2 protein-coding genes are annotated in these 3,891 nt (G+C 45.1%); one reads left to right on the top strand and one right to left on the bottom strand.

The genetic code is table 11. The annotated features are described in order from the left end of the window. Positions 1-38 precede the first annotated feature (38 nt). A complete protein-coding gene (gene ubiG, locus IQR33_RS12475) occupies positions 39-746 on the bottom strand; it encodes a bifunctional 2-polyprenyl-6-hydroxyphenol methylase/3-demethylubiquinol 3-O-methyltransferase UbiG (RefSeq protein WP_005376820.1) in 708 nt (235 codons plus the stop codon). 475 nt (positions 747-1,221) lie between these two features. On the opposite strand from ubiG, the gene gyrA reads away from it, so the two are divergent. Then, the coding region (gene gyrA, locus IQR33_RS12470; protein ID WP_193843730.1) for a DNA topoisomerase (ATP-hydrolyzing) subunit A at positions 1,222-3,891 on the top strand (2,670 nt) is incomplete at its 3' end.

Genomic DNA, 3,891 nt, shown 5'->3' with positions numbered 1-3,891 from the left:
ATGTCAATCACAAAACTCATTTTTTAACTTAATAGCGTTCAGTATTTTTTAGTATGAACGATGTAGTTTACATCTACATTACGACCGAGTTTGTAGCTATCATTTAGAGGGTTGTAATGAAGCCCAGTAATGCCCATTTCCGTCAGGTCAGTTTGGTCTATCATCTTCATCATTTCGGCTGGCTTGATAAACTTATCGTGCTCATGAGTGCCTTCAGGAACAATCTTAAGAAGCTTCTCAGCACCGACAATAGCAAATAAGTACGACTTAATGTTTCGGTTCAAAGTTGAGAAAAACACGTGACCACCGGGTTTGACTAGCGCAGCACAAGAGCGGATAACGGAGAGAGGATCTGGAACGTGTTCAAGCATCTCCATACAAGTCACGACATCGTAAGTTCCTGCGTTTTCTATAGCGTGGTCTTCTATTGTGCTCTGAATGTAGGTCAGTTGAGTACCTGTTTCTAATGCATGTAGTCGCGCGACTTCTAATGGTTCTTTACCCATATCAAGCCCCGTCACAATAGCGCCTTCTTTTGCCATGCTTTCAGCAAGAATGCCACCACCACAGCCGACATCAAGTGCGCGCTTGCCAAACAAGCCATTTGCTTTTTCAAGTACATAGTTCAAACGAAGTGGGTTAATTTGATGAAGTGGCTTAAACTCGCCTTCTAAATCCCACCATCGAGAAGCCATGTCCTCGAATTTCTTAATTTCACTTGGGTCGACGTTTTGTGCTTTAGTCATAATTGGTTTTATTGCATTCAATCTGAGTCCTTTAGAGGGCGCCAGTATACTCCAACGTTTTACACCCAAACAACCTCGATGTGCTTAGTTAAGGGACAATGACAGAGTTCACTGGCGCGGCAATCGAGACAGGTGCCTGTAATTTGTAAAGCGCTAACTATTGTTTTTGCTTCATCCTTGAACTGGTGCCAGTGACAATAACTCTAAAACCTGCATTTTCGCGTTGTGTGGTTAAAGGAATTTACCTCGCTTTTCCGCGTAAAGGGTCCGATTTTGCTCAATATTGACCGAAATATAACCACTAATCAGAAAGATATGGGATGAGTGTGCAAATTCTCGACATTTGATTCATAACCAAGCTCACAACCTGATAAAAGGAGAGGGAAAGTGATGCCGAAGTGATGAATTGTGTGTTATATTTTTGCACCTTACACGTATCGTAATTACGATCAGATAATAGAGGGATAATGGCTCTATGAGCGATTTAGCTAAAGAGATCACGCCCGTAAACATTGAAGATGAGCTTAGAGGTTCATACCTAGACTATGCGATGTCAGTCATCGTGGGTCGTGCTCTTCCAGATGTGCGTGATGGCCTAAAACCAGTACACCGCCGCGTTTTATTCGCGATGAACGTACTAGGCAACGATTGGAACAAACCATATAAAAAATCAGCCCGTGTTGTCGGCGACGTAATCGGTAAATATCACCCACACGGTGATAGTGCTGTGTACGACACAATCGTACGTATGGCTCAGCCGTTCTCGCTTCGTTACATGCTGGTCGATGGTCAAGGTAACTTTGGCTCGATCGATGGCGACTCTGCTGCGGCAATGCGTTACACCGAAGTTCGAATGGCAAAAATTGCCCATGAACTATTGGCTGACCTAGACAAAGAAACCGTAGACTACGTACCAAACTACGACGGTACTGAGCAGATCCCAGCGGTTCTTCCAACTAAAATTCCAAACCTATTGGTTAACGGTGCTTCTGGTATCGCAGTAGGTATGGCAACCAACATCCCGCCTCATAACCTTGGCGAAGTGATTGATGGCTGTCTTGCATACATCAATAATGAAGAAATCACTATTGATGAACTAATGGATTACATTCCTGGTCCTGATTTCCCAACGGCGGCGCTTATCAGCGGTCGTAAAGGCATTGTAGACGCGTACAAAACAGGTCGCGGCAAAATCTACATGCGTTCGAAAGCGGACATCGAAGTGGAGAAGAATGGTAAAGAGACCATTATCGTCACTGAAATTCCTTACCAGGTGAACAAAGCTCGCTTGATCGAAAAGATCGCTGAGCTAGTTAAAGATAAGAAAGTAGAAGGTATCAGTGCACTGCGCGACGAGTCAGATAAAGACGGTATGCGCATTGTTATTGAGTGTAAGCGCGATGCTGTGGGCGAAGTAGTTCTAAACAACCTTTACGCTCAGACTCAGCTGCAAACCACTTTCGGTATCAACATGGTGGCCCTAAACAATGGCCAGCCACAGCTATTCAACCTAAAAGATATGTTGAAGTGCTTTGTTGATCACCGTCGTGAAGTTGTGACACGCCGTACTATTTTCGAACTGCGTAAAGCGCGTGAACGTGCTCATATCCTTGAAGGTTTAGCTCTAGCGCTTGCTAACATTGATGAAATTATTGAGCTTATCCGTAAGGCACCTACACCGGCTGAAGCAAAAGCGGGTCTTATCGCTCGTGGTTGGGATTTAGGCAACGTTTCAGCAATGCTAGAGCGTGCTGGTACAGATGCTGCGCGCCCTGAATGGCTAGAGCCTGAATACGGTATTCGTGATGGTCAGTACTTCCTGACTGAGCAACAAGCACAAGCTATCCTAGATCTACGTTTACATAAACTAACAGGTCTAGAACACGAGAAGATTCTTGGCGAATACAAAACACTTCTAGAAGAAATCGCTGAACTCATGCATATCCTTGCGAGCACTGAGCGTTTGATGGAAGTGATCCGTGAAGAACTTGAAGCGGTTCGTGACGGCTTTGGTGACGCTCGTCGTACAGAAATCACAGCTGCGAGCCATGATATTGACATGGAAGAGCTGATCGCACGTGAAGACGTTGTGGTTACTCTATCTCACGGTGGTTACGTTAAGTACCAAGTACTGAGCGACTACGAGTCACAGCGCCGTGGTGGTAAAGGCAAGAGTGCGACTAAGATGAAAGATGAAGACCATATCGAGCGTCTTCTAGTGGCGAATACCCACGATAACATCTTGTGTTTCTCTACTCGTGGTAAAACATACCGCCTGAAAGTTTACCAATTGCCTCTAGCGAGCCGTACTGCGCGTGGTAAGCCAATTGTGAACATCCTTCCACTCGAAGAAGGTGAGCGCATTACCGCGATTCTACGTGTTGATGAATTCTCTGAAGACAAATTCATCTTCATGGCAACAGGTGACGGTACGGTTAAGAAAACGCCGTTGAACCAGTTTGCAAACGTACGTTCAAACGGCCTAATCGCTGTGAACCTACGTGAAGACGATTCGTTAATCGGTGTGGATATCACTAACGGCGAAAATGAAATCATGCTGTTCTCTAAAGCGGGTAAAGTGGTTCGCTTTAAAGAAGCAGAAGAGATTCCAGTACTTGATGAAAATGGTAAACCAGTTCTTGATGAGAATGGTCAGCCAGAGATCAAGTTTAAAGGTGTTCGTCCTATGGGTCGTACCGCCTCTGGTGTTCGTGGTATGAAACTGGCTGAAAATGACCAAGTTGTATCACTTATTGTTCCTTCGCACGAAGGCGACATCCTAACGGTTACAGAAAACGGTTATGGTAAACGCACAGCACTTAGCGAGTACCCGACAAAAGGTCGTGGCACTCAAGGTGTAGTTTCTATCAAAGTTTCTGAGCGAAATGGCCCGGTAGTTGGTGCTATCCAGGTTGTTGAAGGTGATGAAATGATGATGATCACCGACGCTGGCACGTTAGTACGTACTCGTGTGGGTGAAGTTAGCCAAGTTGGTCGTAACACACAAGGTGTAACGCTTATCCGTACTGCGGAAGATGAATCAGTTGTTGGTTTGCAACGTATTGAAGAAGTTGATGATGAAGAGCTGCCTGCTGATGAAGATGCAGAAGCGTTAGAGTCAACAGACGAAAATACGCAGCAAGAC

Source organism: Vibrio sp. OPT46 (genome assembly GCF_015163535.1).
In the GTDB taxonomy this organism is placed as follows: Bacteria; Pseudomonadota; Gammaproteobacteria; order Enterobacterales; family Vibrionaceae; genus Vibrio; species Vibrio alginolyticus.
The sequence above is the reverse complement of the archived record's forward strand: the minus strand, read 5'-3'. Positions and strand labels throughout refer to the sequence as shown.

What these genes read in the sequence shown, in the direction of transcription:
- ubiG (WP_005376820.1), bottom strand. Translation starts at nt 746, where the DNA reads ATGACTAAAGCACAAAACGTCGACCCAAGTGAAATTAAGAAATTCGAG.